Source organism: Prolixibacter bellariivorans ATCC BAA-1284, assembly GCF_000621705.1.
GTDB lineage: Bacteria > Bacteroidota > Bacteroidia > Bacteroidales > Prolixibacteraceae > Prolixibacter > Prolixibacter bellariivorans.
Genome location: NZ_JHXO01000006.1, coordinates 13443 through 33161 on the forward strand (window position 1 = coordinate 13443; position 19719 = coordinate 33161).

Here is a 19719-nt window from a genome sequence, read left to right on the forward strand (position 1 = left end):
TTCACTTCTGGAAAATGAAATTCAGCAGATGGCTAATAACTAAATAGTAAACAAGTGATTGAGATAGGGAAAGCATTGGTCAGTTTTGATGTTTTGGATCAGCAGTTTCTTTGCGATTTGTCGAAATGCAAGGGAGCCTGTTGTGTGGAAGGTGACAGCGGCGCACCACTGACGGAAGAAGAGGCGAAAATTATCGAAGAGGTTTACCCTGAGGTTGAACCATATCTGTCAGAGCGGAACCGGGCCGAAGTTAAAAGACAAGGCTTTTCCATGATTGATTCCGACGGGGATTTGGTTACTCCTATTATCGGTAATAAAGAATGTGTTTATACCTATTGGGATGAGGACGGCACCGTTAAATGCGGCATCGAACGCGCTTATCTCGATGGGAAAATCGATTTCCGAAAACCAGTATCATGTCATCTTTTCCCTATTCGGATAACCGAATACAAGCGTTTTGATGCCGTGAATTACCAGGAATTGGATATTTGTAAACCCGGAAAAGCCTGCGGAAAAAGAGAGCAATTGCCTTTGTGGAAATTCTTAAAAGAGCCCTTAATTAGGAAATACGGTAAAGAGTGGTACGAGGAGCTGCAGTATGCCGCAGAAAATATTCCACGCGATTAAATTATAATCAGTTAAAGACATAAAAAGAGGCAATTCCCATTCATTTGCGATGGATGGGAATTGCCTCTTTTCTTGACAGGGTTTTATTTGTAAATTTCCTTTTCTGTGAGGTAGCCCTCAGCAACAACAGTTTGTTCAATATTGTCTTTGTACACAGGCAGAGCATCAAGCAAAACTGATGGAACCAGCCAGGAACCATTGCTCACACGACTGTTGCAATCTTCGATTTTTTCTCCCCGGGCCAACTTAACCGAAATTTGAGCAGCTGTGGAAGCCATGGTTTTAATTGGTTTGTAAACGGTCATGGACTGATTGCCTTTCACGATTTCGCGGATATTTCGCAGGTCAGCATCCATTCCGGCTACCGCTATTTTTTTCTCAAGGCCTCGTTCTTTCAGGACGCGTAGAACCCCGTATGCAATAGCGTCGTTGCCGGCAATTATGGCATCCACCTGATTATTGTTCTGATCCAGACACTCCTTAGCCATTTGGTAACCTTCATCCTCCGACCAGAATTTGGTGAATTTTCGGTAGACCAGAAAAATATCACCTCGCTCAATGTAAGGCTGCAGAATATTTATCTGACCGAGATAAAGCATTCGACTGTTATTGTCATATTCTGAGCCACCAATTAAGGCATAATTTCCCTCGGGTACCAGGTTCATCATATACCGGGCTTGCATTTCGCCAATTTTGATGTTGTCAGTTGACACATAATAGTCAACACGGCTATTGTTGATGAGACGGTCATACGAAATAACGGGGACCGATCGGTTATGGGCCAAATCGACAATGCTGGCAGCGCTATACTGGTTAACAGGAATAACAACAAGGGTTCGAATCTTTCTTTTCAGCAGGTCCTGAGCTTGTTGTATTTGTTTCTGTTCGTCGTTGTCGGCAACGGCCACCAATACCTTCCCTCCCAGTTCGTTTACATACTCAATAAAATATTTCTGATCATTCTCCCAACGTTCTTTGTCCAGACTGTGTATCAGCAAACCAACCTTTACTTTATCGCTCGAGCAACCAGCCAATATCAATCCAATGAAAAGAATGAAATAACGCAATACACTTTTCATGACATGGATATTTAAAAGATTTTCAAAATAGAATCAGGTACAGAACGAAAAATGTTCTTCAGAAGAAAGCGGAGGACCGGTTAGTCCCTAGGTAGTTTTGGTTTTCTCTCAATATAAATTTACGGATTCGGAAATAAAAAAACATTGAAATGTGGGAGAAATCCTGAAGGTATTTAAAAACATAATGATTCTGGGTGCCAGATTTTTATACTAATTGACTCTTAATTTCGAAAGAATGAAACAGAAGGCAACGCGACATGCACTGTATTGTACATTGATACAGGATGTTATTTAATGCCATCCCATTCTTTGAAAAATTCATCAAGAAAATTTTCCATAACACGGTGACGGTGCCCTGCCATTTCGGAACCACTTTTTGTTTGCATTCTGTCTTTTAACAGAAGCAATTTTTCATAGAAATGATTAATGGTATGCGATTGATTTTGCTGATAGCTATCAAAGCTTTGGTGCAATTCAGGTGTCGTATCCGGATGATAAATGAGTCGGTCGCGGCTTCCGCCATAGGCAAATGTGCGTGCAATGCCAATGGCACCGATGGCATCCAGCCTGTCCGCGTCCTGAACCACTTTCCCTTCGATACTGCTCATTGGTGTTGGTACGCCAGCTCCTTTGTATGAGACATTTTCTGTGATGCTCAAAATGTGGAAGCTTTCGTCTTCCGAAAGTAGAAGCGTATCCAACCATTTTTTTACCTGGTTGCCTGTTTGATTCAGTTTCCAGTCATCTAAATCATGCAGTAAAGCGGCCATTTCCACGATAAATTCATCGGCATTTTCTCTTTTGGCCAGTTCCAATGCCAAATTCCGTACGCGATGGATGTGCCACCAATCGTGCCCCGAGCTGTCGCCGGTGAATCGCGCCCGGATAAAATCTTCTGTTTGCCTGATGATCTGTTTTTTATCGTGGTATTTCATTATATCAGCTATTCGATGAAATTCGGATTGTATTCACAGGGAAAATACATATTATTGTCGATCATTTGACCTAAATGGTTGAAAATCCTGAATGCATTGATATTTAGGCAAATATCGTATCTTTGTGTCGAGGCAATTTATAATTCGTTCAAATAAACTTGAACTGCTTTTCAATGAATAATTTACATCTGAAGTAAATCGAAATCAAGGGGGTGGGACATGAAAAATCATGGAACGGAAATTGCTGAGTATATAGAAATACTATTTTTGGGGTTGGAGAAGAAAACATGAGAAAACTTAACAAACTAACTATTCCGGAAATGCTTCGGAGTAGTTTTGCCGAATTTAAAGACAAGGAATCGCTGGTGTTTGCCGGTGAAGAACACCGCACATATGCCGAGCTTGAAACCGAAGTTAGGAAAGTTGCCGGATTGCTAAGGCAATTGGGACTAAAAGAAGGCGACAAAATTGGGATATTGAGTAGTAATATGCCAAATTGGGGAATTGCATTTTTTGCTGTTTCGATGATTGGTGCCGTTGCTGTACCTGTATTACCAGACTTTTCGCCGGCTGAAATTGAAAATATTTTCAAGCATTCGGAAACACGAGCACTGTTCGTTTCCGAGAATCTATACAATAAAGTAGAAGAGTTTGAATCCATCGAGCTCTCCTCTGTCATTTTAATGGAAACGTTTGGTGTTATTTCGAAAGGAACATCGAGAGATCAGATTCTTAGTGTTCCATCGGCGTTATCAGACGAATATTATTTGACCGATTCTGTCGATATCGATGAAGACGCCTTGGCATCAATCATTTATACATCAGGAACAACCGGAAAATCAAAAGGTGTCATGCTGACACATCGCAATTTGGTTTGGAATGCCCGTCAGAGTTATACCATTCAGCCAATATTGACGACAGATCGTTTCGTGTCCCTGCTGCCTTTATCGCATACATTTGAGAATACACTTGGGCTTTTGTTACCCATTATGTACGGAGCCTCGGTTCATTATTTGAAAAAGCCACCGACAGCAAGAGTATTGTTGCCTGTCCTTCAGGAGGTAAAACCAACGTTGATGCTCTCTGTGCCGCTGATTATTGAGAAAATATACAAACAACAGATATTACCGAAGTTCCGAAAGAATGGTTTCATTCGGGCATTGTATCGCATTCCGGTCATCCGGAGAAAATTAAACGCGATTGCCGGGAAGAAGTTGATGGAAACATTTGGTGGAGAATTGGTATTTTTCGGTATTGGAGGTGCAAAACTTGACCGACAGGTTGAAATTTTTCTGCGTGAAGCAAAGTTCCCGTACGCTATTGGCTATGGCTTAACTGAAACGTCCCCATTGCTAGCTGGTATCGGAGCAAGTGGTACACGATTGCAGGGAATTGGACCCGTGCTCGAAGGAGTAGAATTAAAACTGGAAAATCCTGATCCCAAAACCGGCGAAGGCGAAATTCTGGCTAAAGGGCCGAATGTGATGAAAGGGTATTTCAAAGAGCCGGAACTGACACGCGAAGTGCTGAGCGAAGATGGCTGGTTTAGGACCGGTGATTTGGGTGTATTCGATCGGAATGGATACCTGTACATGAAGGGACGAATTAAAAATATGATTCTGGGAGCTTCCGGAGAGAATATCTATCCTGAAGAGATTGAGTCAGTCATTAATAACTTCCGGAGTGTGGTTGAGTCGTTGGTTGTACAACGAAAGGGAAAATTAGTTGCTCTGGTTCATTTGAATATCGAGGAGATTGAAGAAAAGTACCACTTGATGCGTGATCAGGCTGAGCAGTATGTCAACGAAAAAGTGGACGAAACGTTGAAGGAACTGCAGGCATATGTAAATTCCCGTGTAAGTAAGTTTGCACAGGTTCAACTGGTCCTGGTTCAGCCAACGCCTTTCGAACGAACACCAACGCAAAAAATTAAGCGATTCCTTTATTCCTGATAAAGAAATTTTACAATATAGAAAGGGATGCTCTCATAGGGGTATCCCTTTTCTTTTGTGAGACAAAATTCCCGACCTTTATGGATTATTGTGAAGACGATATTTTCCTATTTTAATGGAAATGAATGATGGCAGATAATATGAAACAAAATGTTGTTGTAATTACCGGGGGTGCCCAGGGAATTGGTCGCGGTATGGCAGAGAAATTTTTGAAGGAAGGCTGGAAAGTTGCCATTTGGGAAGTGGATGATGAAGCCGGAAGAGAAGTGGAGAAGCAACTGAACTCGCCCGATTTCGAATATCTTTTATGCAATGTTTCTCACGAAGCAGCCGTTCGGGTCGCTGTTCAAAAAACGATTTCGTTGTTTGGAAGAATCGATGTTTTGGTGAATAATGCTGCTATCGCGAATAACAAACCACTAACTGAGCTTTCGCTGGAAGAGTGGCAACATGTTCTCGATGTTAACCTGAATGGTCCTTTTTTGTGCTCAAAACATTGTGCTGCGGAGTTAAGAAGGAACAAGGGAGCCATCATTAATTTATGCTCTACAAGAGCTTTTCAGTCAGAACCCGATACTGAAGCCTATTCCGCATCGAAAGGGGGAGTTTATGCACTGACACATTCCCTGGCCATGAGTTTGGGGCCGGAAGTAAAAGTGAACAGTATTTCACCGGGTTGGATTGATGTTTCGGCAATGAAAAAGAAGTCAGCTGCGAAACAAGAAAAATTAACGAAAGAAGATAACACTCAACATCCGGTTGGAAGAGTGGGAACAGTGGATGACATTGCCAATATGGCTTTTTTTCTGGTACAGCCTGAAAACAGTTTCATTACCGGTCAGAATTTTGTAGTAGACGGAGGTATGACTCGGAAAATGATTTATGTATAAAAAAAAGGGAGCTTTTGGCTCCCCTTTTCTATATTCTTTCCTTATTGTTTAACCGGCATTGACCAAATCCCCTAAAAATTCTCTAACGGCATCAACCGATTCGAGGTTGTAAGTGGCATTGGTATGTTTCAATCCTACTTTTATAGTGATGGCTTCGCGCGGAAGCTCCCTGAACATGAATTCATCAGTCCAGTCGTCTCCCATGGCCAATACATAATCATAATTCTTGTTGTGAAGGAAATTGAGTGCAGCTACGCCCTTATTGATACCACCGTTTTTCACTTCGATCACTTTGTTCCCTTCCATGATTTCGAGATTGTGATTCGAAACCAGGTTAGTAAGCTCGTCTTTTAGTTCGTTAGCGCGCAACTCACCCTGCTCCGGTTCCGCTTTGCGATAATGCCATACAAGGGAATAATTTTTCTCTTCGATGAACGAGCCGGGTGTTCTGTCTACGAAGTTTTCCAATATCGGGCGAACCATGTCCATCCACGAATTACTGATGTTGGTAAGCGTCTTCCAGGTTCCGCCGAAATCCTTCACCCAAACACCATGTTCGCAGATGAGATTCACTTTGTGTCCATCCATCCATTTTTCGAGGGTTGCGCGATCGCGACCGCTAATGAGCGTGATATCGTTATGCTCATCCTTCTCCAGATTTTTAAGCAAGTTATGCAATTCTTCGTCGGGTGAGGCATCCTGCGGGTTTTTCCGGAAACGGGTTAAGGTGCCGTCGTAATCAAGGAAGATGGCTCTATTCTTACTTTTCGTGTAATCGGCAACAAGTTGTTTTTGGATTTTGGTATTGATTCGTTTCGCCAAAAAGTCGGATTGAATGTCGCGGGCTTTGAACAGCGATTTTACGAATTCATGAGCCCATTTGAAAATATCATATCGTTTGATGCGATCCTGCAGGAAACTCATCCGTTCACGTTGCTCATCTAAAGGCATGGTCAGCGCCTGGTAAATGCTTTCGGCCATATCATTCTCATCGTTGGGGTTGATGATAATGGCTTCACCCATCTCTTTGGCTACTCCAGCCATTTCGCTGAGAATAATCACACCGCTTTTATTGGTTCGGGAGGCAACATATTCTTTGGCTACCAGGTTCATGCCGTCACGAACAGGCGTGATTAGTGCAACGTCGCAGGAACTGTATAACTCGATAAGGTTTTCGAAAGGCAGTGACCGGTAGAAGTACCAGACGGGAGTGTAATTAATACTTCCATAAAGGCCGTTTATGCTACCAACCAACTCATCCACTTCCTTTTTCAGTTGTTGGTAATGATCTACCTGTCCGCGGGAAGGAACCGCCAGCATGACCAGCGTTACTTTGTAGCGAAACTCCGGGTATTTTTCCAGAAAACGGGCAAATGCTTTCAGTCGGTTCGGAATTCCTTTGGTGTAATCGAGGCGATCGATAGATAAAATCAAACGGCGGTCAGGTGAGGTAAGGAAATATTTTTCCAGCTCCTGATGCAATCTCGACTTCTCCTGCAACGGTTTTTGGTGGGTGGCCAATGCAGCGTCGTGGAATTTGTCGTAATCGATTCCCATCGGAAAGGCATCCGCCAGAATAATCCGGTCCTCGACATGGATTTGGTTAAACGAGATTTCGTAACCGAAGAGCCGGCGGACCGTACTGAAAAAATGTCGTTCGTAGTCATACACATGAAAGCCTAATAGATCAGCTCCCAGCATTCCCTTAATGAGCTCTTTTCGCCAGGGAAGGGTCCGGAAGACTTCGTAAGAAGGGAACGGGATGTGAAGGAAAAATCCAACCGTAACATTGGGCTTCTTCGATTTAATCATCTCGGGTACCAGAAGCAATTGATAATCGTGCACCCAGACTGAGTCGCCGTCTTCCAAAACTGATATGGTCGCGTCAGCCATTTTTTGATTAACCGATTTGTACACTTCCCACGTGTCGGCATTGAAATCGGCATATTGTGTGAAATAGTGAAAAAGAGGCCAAATCGTGCGGTTACTGAAACCTTCGTAATAGAGATTGATCTCTTCATGACTAAGATGTACCGGGACACAATTCTCTTTTCCTAGCAACGCATCAATCTGGTCAAGTTCCTTTGTTGTGTGGTCTTCTCTGGCCACTCCGGGCCAGCCTATCCATGAGCCGTTGTACTCTTTATAAATTGATTTCATTCCAGTGGCCAGCCCTCCGACGCTCGGTTTCAGAGAAAAAGCGTTTTCCGTATCTTTGATGCTGTATGGGAGCCGGTTTGAAACAATATGAATTTTGCTCATATAATTAGTATGTTTTTTTTGGATTTTTACTGATAATAGCCCTTTTTTGGCGATTAAACAAATTTGGCAGAAACAAAAACGGCAGAATGGATAATTTGAATTATGGAATTGTAGGGAATTGCAAAAGTGCAGCATTGATATCCAAAGATGGCTCAATCGATTGGTTATGTCTGCCGAAATTTGATTCGTCTTCGGTCTTCGGACGCTTACTGGATGATGAGAAGGGAGGACATATGGCCATTCTGCCTGAAAAGTTAAACGAATCGAAGCAATTTTATCTTCCGCGGACCAATATACTTTGCACCCGTTTCGAATGTGAGGACGGTATTTTCGAAGTGCATGATTTTATGCCGCGTTACGAGAATCAAAAAGAAAAATACTATTCACCGCCCGATATTATTCGCTACTTCAAGCATATTACGGGTAATCCATCGTTCCGGATTGTGTATGATCCACGCCTTGAATATGCGGAATTTGAGACCAAAACGATTGTTAACGATGGTTACGTTAAGTCGAATACCACCAAAGGTCCTTACGATTCGCTCTATTTATACACCAGTTTTGACAAACAAAAGTTGGTAGCAGGTGAAGTCTTACACTTGCCGGAAGATCAGTTTGTCCTGGTGAGTTATAATCAAAAACTGTTGAGGCAGGATGTAAAAAGAGCTTACCTGAAGTTGATGCGGACACAGGTGTATTGGTTAAACTGGTCGGAGCGGACAACCAGGTTCAAGGAATACAATGACGAGATTAACCGGAGTGCGCTTACGCTGAAGTTGTTGAGTTACGAAAAAACCGGCGCCGTGCTGGCAGCATTAACAACTTCGTTACCGGAAACAATTGGAGAGGAGCGAAACTGGGATTACCGTTTCTGTTGGATTCGCGATGCATCGATGGTGGTCCGTATCATGACCGGACTTGGTCACCTGAGTCTGACGCAGCATTACCTTGACTTTATCATCAGTTTGTTGCCCGAAAAAGATGAGCGCATTCAAATCATGTATGGTATCAGCGGTGAGAAGAAACTCTCGGAGAAGGTTCTGAAACACCTGAAAGGATACGAAGGCTCATGTCCGGTGCGAATCGGAAATGCGGCTTACAAGCAGAAGCAGAATGATATTTACGGCATTTTAGTCGATGTAGTCTATCAGCAATTCAAACTTTTCCCGGCCAGTTTGGAATACAGCGAAGAGTTGTGGACGCTGGTACGGAATGTTGTAAAAATGGTAGAACGCAACTGGCAGAAACCCGACAAGGGAATATGGGAATTCCGGAACGAGAGCCGGCATTTTACCTTTAGTAAAGTATTGTGTTGGGTGGCTGTTGACCGGGCAGTGAAAGTTGGTAATTTGCTCAAGCAGGAAGAGCTTTTCACGGAATGGGAACGGCTGAGAGACCGCATTCGCGATAGTATTTTAAAAAATGCCTGGTCGGAAGAGAAACAGTCGTTTACACAGTCATACGGAAGTGAGGATTTGGATGCCTCGGTACTGTTGATGGAGTCATACGGATTTGTGCAGGCTTCCGATCCACGGTTTAAAAGTACGGTACTTGCCGTACAACGCGAGTTGGAGCACGACGGCTTGATGTACCGCTATAAAAATGAAGATGACTTTGGCGAACCGCAGTCAGCATTCACTATCTGTTCATTCTGGTTGGTAAACAGTCTTTACAAGACGGGCTACAAGGAAGAAGCGCGTGAAAGGTTTAATCGGCTATTATCGTATTCCAACCATTTAGGACTTTTCAGCGAGGACCTGGATTTTAAAACGAAACGGATGTTGGGAAATTTTCCGCAGGCTTATTCCCATCTGGCCATGATTGAATCGGCCATAACAATTTCGGAAGGCGAACTAAGTCTAGAAGAAATTATCCGGGAAGCCATAAAATAAAGGTATAAATAGAATATATCATTACTGAAAAGAAACCGGGTTCTGGCCCCTTTAAAGGGAAAGAACCCGGTTTCTGATTGAAAACCTTTGATATACGGTTTTATGGTTAAAATAGTAAAAGGATCAAACGCAATATAGACGGATTATTCTAATATTGTTTTGTCCGGTTAGCTGTTGTGCAATATATTTTAGCATTTAGTTGAAGAGTTAGTCACGAACGGTTTCTGCAAACTTTTAAAGAGTTTTTGCGATTGGATGTTAATCACATAAATTTAGCACTAATCGCTAAAACTAACTGACATGAAAAGGATTACTGCTTTACTACTGCTTGCTCTTCTGATTACACCAGCTTTTGCACAACCGAAAAAAATAAATACTGAGCCACCGTTGCGCGGGTTCTGTATTGCTGCACCTAAGCCAGCCGATTTGGATACCTTTCTGGAATTTATTAACGATGTGCTGGGACCGGCAGGCATAAATACGTTGGTTTTGAGAGTTGATTATAATTATCAATATAAAAGCCATCCGGAATTGCGCGATGAAGATGCGCTTTCGCAGAAAGATGTGGATCGGATAGTTGAGGCCTGCCAAAACAATGAGATAGCCATTATACCACAGGTTAATTTGCTGGGGCACCAATCCTGGGCATCCGATTTAGGGAATTTGTTGAAAGTATATCCGCAGTTTGATGAAACGCCCGATGTAAAGTTGCCGAAGGAATACAAGTGGCCAAACAAAGACAGTTTATACTGCAAAAGTTATTGTCCGTTGCATCCGGGAGTACACAAGGTAGTATTCGATGTGGTAGATGAAATTGTGAGAGCATTTCATGCGAAAGCGTTTCATGCGGGCATGGACGAAGTTTTCTACATCGGTGACCCGGATTGTCCGCGCTGTGCCGGTAAGTCGAAAGCTAAACTGTTCGCCGACGAAGTGAAGCGTATCAATGACCATTTGGCAAAGACGGGAACCGAATTATGGATTTGGGGTGACAGGCTAATCGATGGCAAATCCAGTGGAATTGGCATGTGGGAAGGTAGCTTTAACAATACCTGGCCCGCTGTTGATATGATTCCCAAAGACGTGGTTATTTGTGACTGGCATTACGTGAAAGCGGTGCCTACTGCTCCCTATTTTGCTCAGAAAGGACTGCGTGTCATCAGTTGTCCCTGGAGAAAAGAGGACGTGGCTTTGCAGCAATTGGAGGATATGAAGAGTTTTCGGCAAAATTCACCTGCCCCGATGAATGAAAAATTCCTGGGCGTCATGCATACCGTGTGGACACCTGCGGAAAGTTTTCTCAATCGTTGGAAGGAGGGTGAGAAACCGGAAAATGGATTAAGTGATATTGCTTGCTTCAAAGCATTGTCTAAAGCATGGACCGGAAAATAATTCAAAGCGAACATTTTTTATTCTAACAATCGAACCATACCATGACAAAACCAACTTCCTTAGGTCGGGTGGCTGCTATTGATATACTGCGCGCCCTGACTATGTATTTCATGATTTTTGTAAATGATTTGTGGTCTCTCCAGGGAGTTCCAAAATGGCTCGAACATGCTTCTGCTACCGAAGATTATCTGGGATTCTCCGATATTATATTTCCACTTTTCCTCTTTATTGTAGGCCTCAGCATACCGTTTGCTATTGCGAACCGAAGAAAAAAGGGAGATTCGGCAGGAAAAATTATCTGGCACATTATTATCCGTTCCGTTTCACTGATGTTGCTGGGTTTTTATATGATGAACCTGGAAGAAATTACCGGAGGCCAGGTAATGGTAGGACGTTTTGGATGGGAATTGCTGATGGGAGCAGGCATCATGCTCATTTGGCTTGATTGGAAACGAACCGGTTTGTCGCAGAAAGCCGTTTATATGATGCAGGGAATCGGTGTGGCAATCTTCATTTTCCTGGCAGCCATTTACCATGGAGGTGAAAATGGCGAGTCGTGGATGCAGGTTTATTGGTGGGGAATTTTGGGCCTGATTGGTTGGGCGTATCTCTTAAATGCATTGCTTTATGTTGCTTCCCGCGGAAACCTTTGGGTGATAATTGCCGGTTGGTTGTTTTTCAATTTGCTGAACATAGCAGACCTTGCCGGATGGACTTCCGGTTGGGAATTCCTTCGAAATGTAGCCGGACCGTTTATTTCGGGTTCTAATCCCGCATTAACGGCGGGAGGAATGGTGGCAGCCGTCATTCTGCGGAAGCTGCAAAAAACCGGAAAAGAGAAGTCATTTTACATGTGGATGGCTGTATTGGCTGTTGTTTCTTTAGCTTATGGTTTTGGCTTAAGGCCCGAATGGGGTATTTCGAAAATTCAGGCAACACCGGCATGGGTTGGTATTTGTTCGGGAATGGGGTTCGCTCTGTTTGGTTTACTGTACTTTATTGCCGATAAGAAAGGGAAAACCAATTGGGCGAATGTGATTCGTCCGGCCGGAACAGCAACACTAACAGCTTACCTGTTACCTTATTTCATCTACCCGGTACGAAGTATTTGGGGACTGGTTCTGCCAATTGCCTTGCGAACCGGTTTTATCGGGATATTGAAATCACTGATTTTTGCGCTATTGGTTGTTTTGTTAACCGGTTGGTTGGAAAAACACAAAATAAAGCTGAAGCTATAATGAAAAAGCCCGGCTGAAATCAGTCGGGCTTCATTTTCATATGAAAGTCGATTAGTCTTCAATAATGACAATCTTTTCGATTTCATCGCCGGGGCGAATTTCGTCAATCACATCCAGACCTTCGTAAACTTTACCGAAACAGGTATGATTACGGTCGAGGTGAGCTGTATTTTGCCGGCTATGGCAAATAAAGAACTGCGAACCACCGGTATCACGGCCGGCATGAGCCATCGACAATACGCCGCGATCGTGGTATTGATTATTGCCATCCAGTTCGCATTTGATTTTGTAACCCGGACCGCCGGTTCCGTCACCTTTAGGGCAACCACCCTGAATGACAAAATCCGGAATTACACGGTGAAAAGTCAATCCGTCGTAAAATCCCTCTTTCGATAATTTAACGAAATTTTCTACGGTATTCGGAGCATCCTCTTCGTAAAAGTTCACTTTCATTACCCCTTTCGCGGTATGAATCTCAGCACGTTTTGTCATAATCTTTTAATTTTTGACCACAAAAATACAATCTTTTTTATTCACTTATCAGCAGGCGGACGTAAGACAGTCGAGCAGCTTTATGTTGTATGTACTATTCAATGCGCAGGTCATATTTTCCCAGTAAGCCGGCAAGTCCGAAATGAGAGAATTTTGCCTGTTTCATTTTATTCCGTTCGGGGTCGATGGTATAATGGTGAGCGTTCCGGAAATCAGCATTGGTAAGGTCCGTAAAATCAAATATAGCGTTTGATAAATCGCATTCCCGGAAGGATGCATTTGTTAAGTCGCTTTCTGAAAAATTGGCTTCGACGAGCGAACACTCTTCAAACGTTGTCTCTTTCAGCTTCATCTGGTAAAGACCTGCATAATCGAGCTGGCACTTTGAAAATTTTACGTTGAGGAGAAAAGGGTTGCAGGAATTGAAATCAATACCAATCAGTTTGCAATTTTTGAAGGAAACAGTTTTCAGTCCGGTGTTGGCTAACTTAACAAGGCTCAGGTTACAGTTTTCAAATATGCAGTCGTTAAAGTCACTGTTTGATAGGTTGGCTTCGGAAAGGTTACAGTTCCTGAAAGTACAATCGTAATACTCTTCCCCGCCGATGGTCTGCCGGCTGTAATCGATGCCGTCAAACACTTGATTGTCATGCTCCGCTTCTTTCATTTCTTCAGGATTTAAAATCACCTGAAGGTACAACAAATCCGGTATGAGACGTTGAAATATTTTAAAAAAAGGAGTGGCGATTTTCTATCCGTGCAGAGAGATACTTTCCAGCCGCTCCCGGTCGATGATATCGATTTCTTTGCCAAAAATCCGAATAATCTTGTCCTTTTTAAATTCGGAAAGAGTGCGGATAACATTCTCGGTTGTCATGCCAATGTATTCTGCAATTTCCTTTCTGGAAATAGGTAATTCAAAATCGTCACGTCCGTATACATTTTGAGCGAAGAACAACAGTACATAAGCCACCCTTCCATGTAAATGTTTTTGCTTGATTTCCAGATTGTCCAGTATAATTCGGTCTGTTGCTTCACTTACCCGAGTCATCAGGTCGAGTGTGAATACACCGTTTTCACGGGCAATTTCTTTCACTTGTCCCAGGTCGAGTTCACAAGTCGTCGAATCTTCAATGGCAGTAACAGTATAATGATAATTTTCTGAAGAGAAGACACTGAGGAGACTGACAAAGTCGAACGGTTTGGCAAAACTGATGATCTGTTCTTTGTCATCGCTCGTTGTTCTTGAAAGCTTGACCAAGCCTTCTTTCAGATAAAGAAAATTTTTGATGGGATCGCCTTCACATAAAATCACATCGCCCTTTTCGTACCGGTGTTCTACTTTCTGAGTGCAGATTGAACGAATGTCATTCTTTGATATATGATTGAAGAACAGGGTTCTTAAGTGGCATCGTTCGCAGGTGCATTCAAAGGTGTTCATATCTATATCCCCTGATTATTTAGGACCCTAAGGTATTAAAAAGATATGATAAATATTAGCTGATGATAATTGTCACACGACATTTTTCTGCTCGCATGTTGAGGGGAAGTATTTTCGCTTCTGAGATTTTTATTGATATTCTAAATCCAGTAACGATGAAACGCATATTAATATTAGGAGCGGGTACTGCTGGCACAATGATGGCCAACAAGCTGAGAAAATCCCTTGACAGGGACGAGTGGGAGATTACCATTGTTGATAAGCACCGCACTCACTATTACCAACCAGGTTTTTTGTTTATTCCTTTCGGGATATACAATAAGCAAGATGTAATCAAACCCAAAGCCGATTTCATTCCACCGGGCGTAAAAGTGGTTTTTTCGGAAGTCGATAAAGTGGAGGCTGAAGAAAACAAGGTTCACCTGGCAGATGGAAGCGTTTTATTGTATGACTATCTTATTATTGCAACCGGTACGGAAACCCGTCCTGATGAAACTCCGGGCTTGACTGACAAATTGTGGAGAAAAGAGATTTTTGATTTCTACACGGTTGAAGGCGCGGTTGAACTGCAGAAATTCTTCAAACAGTGGGAAGGGGGCAAACTGGTATTGGCTATTACTGAACTGCCATATAAATGTCCGGTTGCGCCAATCGAGTTTGTATGCTTGGCTGATGCTTATTTTACCGAAAAGGGAATTAGAGACAAGGTTGACATTACCTTCGTTACTCCGCTGGCCGGGGCATTTACCAAGCCGATTGCCACGAAAATGTTGAGCGAATTATTGGCTGAGAAAAATATCAAGGTTGTCCCGGATTTTTATATCGAAAAAGTCGACAACGAGAAGAAGGCCATCGTTTCATACGACGAGCAGGAGATTCCGTTCGATGTGTTGACCATTGTTCCCATGAACATGGGGAATTCGGTTATAGAGCGTAGCGGCCTGGGCGATGATATGAATTACGTGCCTACTGATAAACATACACTGCGGTCGGAAAAATACGAGAACATATTTGTACTCGGAGATGCAGCCAATCTGCCGACATCCAAAGCAGGTAGTGTTGCACACTTCGCGGCTGATATCCTTTTCGAGAACCTGATGAGTGCTATTGAAGGTCGTCCGTTGATGGCCAAATTCGACGGACACGCCAACTGCTACATCGAAACAGGTTTCGGAAAAGGAGCCCTCATCGATTTCAATTACGATACCGAACCACTTCCGGGAACATTTCCCTTGCCGGGAATCGGGCCGTTTGGTTTGCTAAAAAATACCAAAATCAACCACTACGGAAAAGTAATGTTCCGCTGGATGTACTGGCATATTCTCCTTCGCGGGAAAGAATTACCCATCGATCCGTTAATGACGATGGCTGGCAAGAAAATGATAAAATAAGGAGAACCATGGATGATAAAGCACTACAAGTTCAGATTTCGGAACTGAATGCGAAAGTTGATCTATTGCTCGAGCATGTGAACGAGCAACGGCTCAAAACCAATCAACTGGAAGATTTGGTGTCCGATATTTCCATCGTGGGCAAGGATGTGTACGATACAGCCGTGGTGGAACTGGAAAACCGTCAGGTGGAGCTCGACCCGGAACAGCTAAAAGGAATGGGACTGCGGGTGTTGCGAAACATGGGTAATTTCCGCGATTTGCTTATCACGTTCGAGAGTATGGCTGATTTGGTCAAAGATGTCACGCCTATCGTGAATGAAACCATTATGGACTTCACGGATAAATTGAATGAGTTTGACCGGAAAGGTTATTTTGAATTTCTACGCGAAAGCGGAAATGTATTGGATAAATTCATTACCGAAGTTTCGGCTGACGATCTGAAGCAATTGGCGGAGAATATCGATCCGATGCTGGATATGCTGAAAGCGTTGGGACGTCCCGAAGTGATGCAGGGAATGAAGAATGCTACTCAGGCTTTGTCCGAAACCAGTAGCCAGAAGGTTCCCGAAGTTTCAGTGTTCCGCATGATACGCGAACTAAATAAACCTGAGATGAAAAAAGCACTTGGGTTTATCGTAACACTGATGAAGAATTTTTCAACCAACAATCCTAATTCATAACAACATTAAAACGACAGAACAATGGCAGAAAAGAATTATGCAGGCAAGACAGTTGAAGTGACAGAAGATGGTTATTTCACGAATCCGGCTGACTGGAATGAGGAGATTGCAAAGGAGATGGCAACGGAAGCTGGAATTGAATTGACAGATAAGCATCTCGAGGTGTTGAACTATCTGCGTAAGCAGTTTGAAACCGGAGAGGCTTTGACCATCCGCAAGGTTGGTAAATCAGGTGTTGTCGACATTAAAGGACTTTACCAACTCTTCCCCGGTGGTCCGTTGAAAATTTCATCGAAACTGGCCGGTATTCCTAAACCCACCAGTTGTGTTTAACCCAATAAATCCTTGAATGATGAGTGAACATAAAGCAGAAACGCCCCTGAAAAAGGTACTGGTTATATGTGCTAAAGGAGCATTGGAAGATGTATACGCTGCACTGGTAATGGCCAATGGAGCCGTGATGGAAGGCATTGAAGCAAAATTGTTCTTTACTTTCTTCGGCCTTGATGGAATTACCAAAAAGCGAATGAATAAACTACATACTGCAACTTTGGGAAATCCGGCTATGCGGATGCCGGGAGGAATGCAGTTCCCGTCTTTGCTGGGTGTATTGCCCGGAGTTGAGAGTGGTGTATCGTCTATGATGCGTAAAGGCATGGATGACCTGGATATGCCACCTGTGGATGAGTTTTTGGAGATGATTACAGCCGGAGGAGGAGAAGTATTTGCTTGTAAGTTGGCTGTCGACATGTTCAAACTCAAGAAGGAAGATTTGAGCGATGAGGTAAAAGACATTATTACCATCGGTCAGTTCTATGAAATGGCTGGTGGCGAAAATACCCAAATCATCTTTACCTGATTTGGCTTTTGCCTTAATTTAGGCTTTTAGACATTTAAACGTTTGGAGAGGGAGAGTGGAACCGTCCGCCTCCCTTTCTTTTTTAACCATGGCTCATGGTAGTGCGACTTTTTCTTTTTGTTTCCCGGGTGGTAAACTGAAGAAATTCCACCGGTGCGCCGTTTTCCTCAATCATGGCAACCAGTATTCCTGCCGACGGACTGTTGGGAGGAACCAGTATATTTCGTCCTTTTAATGCTTCATCCATGTCGTGAACAACAAAAGCCACGTGGGGTATCGTTTTTACGAGTTCGGGCATGGGAGAATCCTCATCAAAACGCATCCACTCAATTCCAAACTCACTTGACTCGTATCCGGAATGGTAGAATTTCAGTCGTTCATGATAGACTTCATTTTCTTTTTTTTGGTCGGTCGGTATGCCGAGATGATGATAGCGAAACTTGAATTTTTTCATTGGATGAATGATTTTGAACAAGCTGAAAAGGATTATCGTAGCGATTTATTCTTCTGCAACAGCTTTGGTCAGCAGATAAACCAGAATATCTTTCTCCGACTCATTCAGGTTCTTTGATATCCGGTCGGCAATTTTGGTATGAATAGAATGGTGCCATTGAATGATTTTCTTTCCTTTCGCTGTTATCTGCAAATGAAACACTCTGCCATCCTTTTTCGATGGTACTTTCTTTATCAGATCTTTTTTTACCAGTTTTTCAATCATGGCCGTGGTGGATGGCTTGGTAATCGCAAGTTCCTTCGACAGGATGGTTGGGGTTGGGTTCTTCAGGTTGTTGATACTTTTCAAACAGTGAATTTGATGATTTGTGACATCTCTCAATTCCGATTGTAGCCGGGCTTTTTCTTCTATTTGCTCACTTTGTGTGAGAATAAAGGCAATAACTTCTTCCAGTTTCATAAGATTCGGTTTACTTATAAAGTTAGTGAGATAGAACTAAATTTGAAATACATTGGATTGATTTTCAATACGTGTCTCCGGTTTCTCTGTATTGTAGGATGAATACAGCTTTAGGGATAATTGTTATTTTTGTTTAGTTGACATAAACTAAACAAACCACCATGCATAAATTGATTGGATTAACCTGCCTGCTTTTACTATTGTCTGGTTGCCAGGAAAAAGCAGTTCTGCCGCCGAAGCCATATGGCGTGGTTCCTTCCGAACGGCAATTGAAATGGCACCAAATGGAGATGTATGCCTTCCTGCATTTTACAACCAACACGTTTACCGATAAAGAATGGGGCTATGGTGATGAACCGGAGTCGGTTTTCAATCCGACCGATTTTGATGCCGACCAGATTATCGGAACATTGAGTGCTGCAGGTTTTAAAGGAGCAATTCTGACTGCCAAACATCACGATGGCTTTTGTCTTTGGCCTTCGGCTTATACCGAACACTCGGTGAAGAACTCTCCATGGGAGAATGGAGAAGGCGATGTCGTGAAGGAGATTTCGGATGCCTGTCGAACGTATCAATTGAAATTCGGCGTGTATTTGTCGCCCTGGGATCGTAATTATGCCGGTTACGGTCAGCCGGAATACATTACTTATTACCGTAATCAGTTGAAAGAATTACTGACCAACTACGGCAATGTTTTCGAGGTGTGGTGGGATGGTGCAAACGGAGGCGACGGATATTACGGAGGTGCCCGGGAAACACGAACGATCGATCGCTCATCCTACTATCAATGGGACAATTTAATTCCATTAGTGCGTGAACTTCAACCCGGTGCTTGTATTTTCAGCGATGCCGGGCCGGATATTCGTTGGGTCGGGAATGAACATGGTTTTGCGCAGGATTCTTGCTGGGCAACCTATACACCACTTCCTGCAAAAGGTGAAACGAAAGCGGTAGCCGGGACAACGCAGTGGCAAATTGGTGAAACCGGAACGCAGAACGGAAAATTCTGGATGCCGGCTGAAGCTGATGTTTCTATTCGGCCGGGTTGGTTTTATCATCCTTCGGAAAATGATAAGGTGAAAAGCTTGAAGGAATTGGTGGAGATTTATTTTCATTCGGTTGGCAACGGAGCTTCTCTGAATTTGAATATTCCACCCGACAGACGTGGACGCATTAATCCGGTTGATTCAGTAAGATTGATGGAATTTCATGCCTGGTTGCAAGAGGCATTTGATGATAACCTGCTTGAAAGGGCCCATGTGACAGCTTCATCAATTCGTGGTGGAAGCGATAAATATGCTGCTGGAAACATCATCGACGATGATCCGGAAACCTATTGGGCAACCAACGATGGAGAAAAAGGGGGAACGGTGATTTTCCAACTTCCCGGCGAGGAGACATTCAACTGTTTTATGGTACAGGAATACATTCCGTTGGGGCAACGGGTAACCAACTTCTCGGTAGATGTTTGGCAAAATGGAGAATGGAGACCTATTGCAAAAGGAAATACCATCGGTTACAAGAAGCTTTTAAGATTTCCAATGGTTACGGCAAATAAAGTAAGGCTTAACATCGAACAGGCAATGGCCTGTCCGGTTATTTCGGCGGCTGGTTTGTTTTTGCTTCCTGAGGTTCAATAGTCACATTGCGGGGGATTTTCCGGGAAACCGATT

At 43.2% G+C, this 19719-nt stretch carries 19 protein-coding genes; 11 read left to right on the forward strand and 8 right to left on the reverse strand.

Going from position 1 to position 19719, the window contains the following annotated elements; all coding sequences use genetic code 11:
• Positions 1–54: 54 nt before the first annotated feature.
• On the forward strand, positions 55–627 hold the full coding sequence (locus tag T426_RS0105565) for a DUF3109 family protein (protein ID WP_025863198.1): 573 nt from the start codon (positions 55–57) through the stop codon (positions 625–627).
• Between the two features lie 83 nt (positions 628–710).
• Here the strand turns inward: T426_RS0105565 and T426_RS0105570 are convergent, their stop codons facing one another.
• Together T426_RS0105570 and T426_RS0105575 are read right to left on the reverse strand one after the other, a co-directional pair.
• Complete coding sequence (locus T426_RS0105570) at positions 711–1706, reverse strand: substrate-binding domain-containing protein (protein ID WP_025863199.1); 996 nt, start codon at positions 1704–1706, stop codon at positions 711–713.
• A 287-nt stretch (positions 1707–1993) separates the two neighbouring features.
• Positions 1994–2641: an HD domain-containing protein gene (locus T426_RS0105575; RefSeq protein WP_025863200.1), complete on the reverse strand. Its 648-nt coding sequence runs from the start codon at positions 2639–2641 to the stop codon at positions 1994–1996.
• 287 nt (positions 2642–2928) lie between these two features.
• Between T426_RS0105575 and T426_RS0105580 the strand changes: the two genes are divergently transcribed.
• On the forward strand, positions 2929–4593 hold the full coding sequence (locus T426_RS0105580; RefSeq protein WP_025863201.1) for an AMP-binding protein: 1665 nt from the start codon (positions 2929–2931) through the stop codon (positions 4591–4593).
• A gap of 125 nt (positions 4594–4718) precedes the next feature.
• Positions 4719–5483: an SDR family oxidoreductase gene (locus T426_RS0105585; RefSeq protein WP_199898452.1), complete on the forward strand. Its 765-nt coding sequence runs from the start codon at positions 4719–4721 to the stop codon at positions 5481–5483.
• A 48-nt stretch (positions 5484–5531) separates the two neighbouring features.
• On the opposite strand, the gene T426_RS0105590 is transcribed toward T426_RS0105585, so the two are convergent.
• Positions 5532–7745 (reverse strand): bifunctional alpha,alpha-trehalose-phosphate synthase (UDP-forming)/trehalose-phosphatase, encoded by a 2214-nt coding sequence (locus T426_RS0105590; RefSeq protein WP_025863203.1) that lies wholly within the window; start codon positions 7743–7745, stop codon positions 5532–5534.
• Between the two features lie 86 nt (positions 7746–7831).
• On the opposite strand from T426_RS0105590, the gene T426_RS0105595 reads away from it, so the two are divergent.
• The 3 genes from T426_RS0105595 (at position 7832) to T426_RS0105605 (ending at position 12267) form a co-directional block, all read left to right on the forward strand.
• On the forward strand, positions 7832–9637 hold the full coding sequence (locus T426_RS0105595) for a glycoside hydrolase family 15 protein (protein ID WP_025863204.1): 1806 nt from the start codon (positions 7832–7834) through the stop codon (positions 9635–9637).
• A 300-nt stretch (positions 9638–9937) separates the two neighbouring features.
• Positions 9938–11029, forward strand: coding sequence for a family 20 glycosylhydrolase (locus T426_RS0105600; RefSeq protein WP_025863205.1), 1092 nt, complete (start codon positions 9938–9940; stop codon positions 11027–11029).
• Positions 11030–11070: 41 nt separating this feature from the next.
• A complete protein-coding gene (locus T426_RS0105605; protein ID WP_027585390.1) occupies positions 11071–12267 on the forward strand; it encodes a DUF5009 domain-containing protein in 1197 nt (398 codons plus the stop codon).
• A 51-nt stretch (positions 12268–12318) separates the two neighbouring features.
• Here the strand turns inward: T426_RS0105605 and T426_RS0105610 are convergent, their stop codons facing one another.
• The 3 genes from T426_RS0105610 to T426_RS0105620 all read right to left on the reverse strand — a co-directional run bounded on the left by T426_RS0105610 (position 12319) and on the right by T426_RS0105620 (position 14200).
• Positions 12319–12759 (reverse strand): peptidylprolyl isomerase, encoded by a 441-nt coding sequence (locus tag T426_RS0105610; RefSeq protein WP_025863206.1) that lies wholly within the window; start codon positions 12757–12759, stop codon positions 12319–12321.
• Positions 12760–12853: 94 nt separating this feature from the next.
• Positions 12854–13426: a pentapeptide repeat-containing protein gene (locus T426_RS0105615; protein WP_025863207.1), complete on the reverse strand. Its 573-nt coding sequence runs from the start codon at positions 13424–13426 to the stop codon at positions 12854–12856.
• Between the two features lie 84 nt (positions 13427–13510).
• The gene (locus T426_RS0105620; RefSeq protein ID WP_025863208.1) at positions 13511–14200 is read right to left on the reverse strand and encodes a Crp/Fnr family transcriptional regulator; all 690 of its coding nucleotides are present in this window, start codon (positions 14198–14200) and stop codon (positions 13511–13513) included.
• Between the two features lie 155 nt (positions 14201–14355).
• Between T426_RS0105620 and sqr the strand changes: the two genes are divergently transcribed.
• From sqr to T426_RS0105640, 4 genes are read left to right on the forward strand one after another with little or no spacing between them, the layout of a single operon-like run.
• Positions 14356–15591, forward strand: a complete 1236-nt coding sequence (gene sqr, locus T426_RS0105625; RefSeq protein ID WP_025863209.1) for a type III sulfide quinone reductase, selenoprotein subtype — start codon at positions 14356–14358, stop codon at positions 15589–15591.
• 8 nt (positions 15592–15599) lie between these two features.
• Positions 15600–16274 carry a DUF1641 domain-containing protein gene (locus tag T426_RS0105630; protein WP_027585392.1) on the forward strand — a complete coding sequence of 225 codons (675 nt, stop codon included), beginning with the start codon at positions 15600–15602 and terminating at the stop codon, positions 16272–16274.
• A gap of 21 nt (positions 16275–16295) precedes the next feature.
• Positions 16296–16607 carry a TusE/DsrC/DsvC family sulfur relay protein gene (locus T426_RS0105635; protein ID WP_025863211.1) on the forward strand — a complete coding sequence of 104 codons (312 nt, stop codon included), beginning with the start codon at positions 16296–16298 and terminating at the stop codon, positions 16605–16607.
• 19 nt (positions 16608–16626) lie between these two features.
• Complete coding sequence (locus tag T426_RS0105640) at positions 16627–17133, forward strand: DsrE/DsrF/DrsH-like family protein (protein ID WP_148303675.1); 507 nt, start codon at positions 16627–16629, stop codon at positions 17131–17133.
• A gap of 82 nt (positions 17134–17215) precedes the next feature.
• Here the strand turns inward: T426_RS0105640 and T426_RS22850 are convergent, their stop codons facing one another.
• Both T426_RS22850 and T426_RS0105650 read right to left on the reverse strand, forming a co-directional pair.
• Positions 17216–17587, reverse strand: coding sequence for a VOC family protein (locus T426_RS22850; protein WP_025863213.1), 372 nt, complete (start codon positions 17585–17587; stop codon positions 17216–17218).
• 45 nt (positions 17588–17632) lie between these two features.
• Positions 17633–18046 carry a MarR family winged helix-turn-helix transcriptional regulator gene (locus T426_RS0105650; RefSeq protein WP_025863214.1) on the reverse strand — a complete coding sequence of 138 codons (414 nt, stop codon included), beginning with the start codon at positions 18044–18046 and terminating at the stop codon, positions 17633–17635.
• A 161-nt stretch (positions 18047–18207) separates the two neighbouring features.
• Here T426_RS0105650 and T426_RS0105655 point away from each other — a divergent pair, with 161 nt between their 5' ends.
• Entirely contained in the window at positions 18208–19686 is a 1479-nt protein-coding gene (locus tag T426_RS0105655) for an alpha-L-fucosidase (protein WP_027585393.1), read from the forward strand.
• Positions 19687–19719: the final 33 nt, after the last annotated feature.